The organism is Niallia sp. Sow4_A1 (genome assembly GCF_052116745.1).
Classification (GTDB): Bacteria; Bacillota; Bacilli; order Bacillales; family Cytobacillaceae; genus Niallia; species Niallia hominis.
In genome coordinates, this window is sequence record NZ_JBQKKM010000105.1 from 1 (window position 1) to 2605 (window position 2605).

2 protein-coding genes are annotated in these 2605 nt (G+C 35.2%); both read left to right on the forward strand.

The genetic code is table 11. From position 1 onward, the window contains the following. Positions 1 to 331: 331 nt before the first annotated feature. Positions 332 to 1231: an ABC transporter ATP-binding protein gene (locus tag ACTQ5K_RS25295; RefSeq protein ID WP_235251571.1), complete on the forward strand. Its 900-nt coding sequence runs from the start codon at positions 332 to 334 to the stop codon at positions 1229 to 1231. Beyond that, positions 1224 to 2471 (forward strand): ABC transporter permease, encoded by a 1248-nt coding sequence (locus tag ACTQ5K_RS25300; protein ID WP_441994444.1) that lies wholly within the window; start codon positions 1224 to 1226, stop codon positions 2469 to 2471. Before ACTQ5K_RS25295 ends, ACTQ5K_RS25300 begins: the two co-directional genes overlap by 8 nt. Positions 2472 to 2605: the final 134 nt, after the last annotated feature.

The window sequence follows — 2605 nt, forward strand, 5'->3', positions numbered from 1 at the left end:
AGATCCCTGAGGCTGGTCGAGCTTTCTTTCACTTCTCACTATAACTTAAAAAGAAAAATAGTGGGCAAAGTCATCCGTCGATGACCTTACCCACTAATCTTAGTATGTTTTATAGAGTTAGTTTCTTGCTTGACGACATAGCTTCTGGCGAATTTTCCACATGGGGTGAAGGAGAAAGGCTCTTAGTTAACTACTTTATATGGGAAAAGAATAAGTCCAAACGTAGACGATGAAAATATAAATGGTGAGTTATCAAAAATAGTAGTTACATCCGTGTGCAATGAAACCTTTTACAATCTTAAACCGTATAGTGTAGTGAGGAGGGGATTCTGTGTCATTAGAGTTAAAAAACGTGACAAAAAAATTTGGTTCGTTCACTGCAGTGGATGATTTATCCATTTCCATTCCTGAAAATGAAATGTTCGGCTTTTTAGGAGGAAATGGGGCGGGCAAGACAACGACTTTTCGCATGATCCTAGGTATTTTGGAAAGTACAGATGGGCAAATAACATGGGATGATAAACCGATTAATTATTCAACAAGTCCTTATATTGGATATTTGCCAGAAGAAAGAGGGCTTTATCCGAAATTAAAGGTGCGCGATCAGCTAGTCTATTTAGCCAGGCTAAGAGGAATGGAAAAAAAGTCTGCTTTAAGGGAGTTGGAATATTGGCTTGACCGTTTTAAAGTTCCCGAATATTCGGATAAGAAAGTGGAGGAGCTTTCAAAAGGAAATCAGCAAAAAATCCAATTTATAAGTGCTGTATTACATAAGCCAAAGCTATTGATACTTGATGAGCCTTTCAGCGGGTTAGATCCTGTAAATGTTGAGCAATTAAAAAGTGCTGTCGTTGATTTAAAAAATAATGGAACGAGTATTGTTTTTTCCAGTCACCGAATGGAGCATGTGGAGGAATTATGTCAGCATTTGTGCATCATGCATAAAGGAAAACCTGTTGTTCATGGCGCGCTTAAAGAAATTAAAAGGAGCTTTGGGAAGAAAAATGTAACCATCCATGCTGATTTTGATTTAACGCATTTAATCCGATATCCAGGCGTATTAAAATTAAAGGAGAAAGCAGAGGGAGTTTCTCTTCAGATTGAGGGAGAGGAAATTGCAGAAAGAATTTTAAAGGATATTGTTGGAAAAGGCTTTATCCGCAAATTTGCCTTAGAAGAGCCTTCTTTAAACGATATTTTTATCGAAAAGGTAGGTGCTTCTCTTGAATAGTTTTTGGATTATCCTTTTTCACACCTTTCTAAGCAAGTTTAAAACAAAATCCTTTCTCATCACAACAGCCATCACTTTAATATTGGTTATTGCACTTACAAATCTTACTACCATTATTGAGACATTTTCTGGAGAAGACGAAAAAACAGAAGTGGCAGTTATCGACCAGAGTTCCTCACTATTACCAGTCATTCAAGAGGCAATTCAGACGATAAATGAGGATGTCAAACTTATTTCATTTGAAGAAAGTGAAGAATTAGCTAAAAAAGAAGTGGAAGAAGGCAACTATAGTGGATTGCTGATTGTAGATGTTGATTCGAGCAAATTACCAGTAGCCACCTATTATACGATGGATATTGCGGAATCGTCTCTTTCTGATAATTTATTAAATAGTATTCAACTAGTTAAAAATCAATTAGCAGCTAATCAGCTTAATTTATCAAATGAGCAGCTCGTTAAATTGAATGAGCCTGTTTCTTTTGAGAAAATTGCTCTTGTAAAAGATGCGAAGACAGAGGAAGAATTAAGTCAAGCGAGAGGATTAGTTTACATTCTTTTATTCTTAATATATTTTGCTGTTGTTTTATATTCTGGAATGATTGCGACAGAAGTAGCGACGGAAAAATCATCTCGTGTGATGGAGATTTTAATTTCAAGTGTATCTCCGATTAAACATATGTTTGCTAAAATACTAGGAGTTGGTTTATTAAGCTTGACTCAACTTGCGTTATTAATGATTGTTGGTTATTTTTCTTTAACAAGCAATGATAGCATGGGGTCAATGGAAGGATTCTTAGGATTTAGCGAAGTACCTGTAAGCACGATTATTTATGCTGCTATCTTCTTTATTTTAGGCTATTTCCTATATGCTACACTTGCTGCATTGCTTGGATCACTTGTAAGTAGAATTGAAGATGTTCAGCAAATGATTACACCAATGACATTATTAATTGTTGCAGGATTTATGATTGCTATGTTCGGGTTAAGTGCACCAGACAATACGTTTGTAACCATCACATCTTATATCCCATTCTTCACTCCAATGCTAATGTTTATGAGAGTAGGAATGTTGAATCTGCCTTTTTGGGAGCCGATTTTAGGTATCATTATTTTAGTTGCTACTATTATGATTCTTGCTATATTTGGGGCAAGAGTATATAAAGGCGGAGTACTGATGTATGGAAAATCAAATTCTTATAAAGATATTAAAAAAGCTCTGCAGCTTACAAAAAAAGAATAAACATAAAAAAGCCTCATGAATAGTGGAGGCCACTGAAAAAGTCCTCCAAATGTTCATAATCTAAAAGGTATAGTCCTTCATTATTTGAAGGAACTATCCTTTTTTTATTGTATAATTATAGTATCAATTTCAGT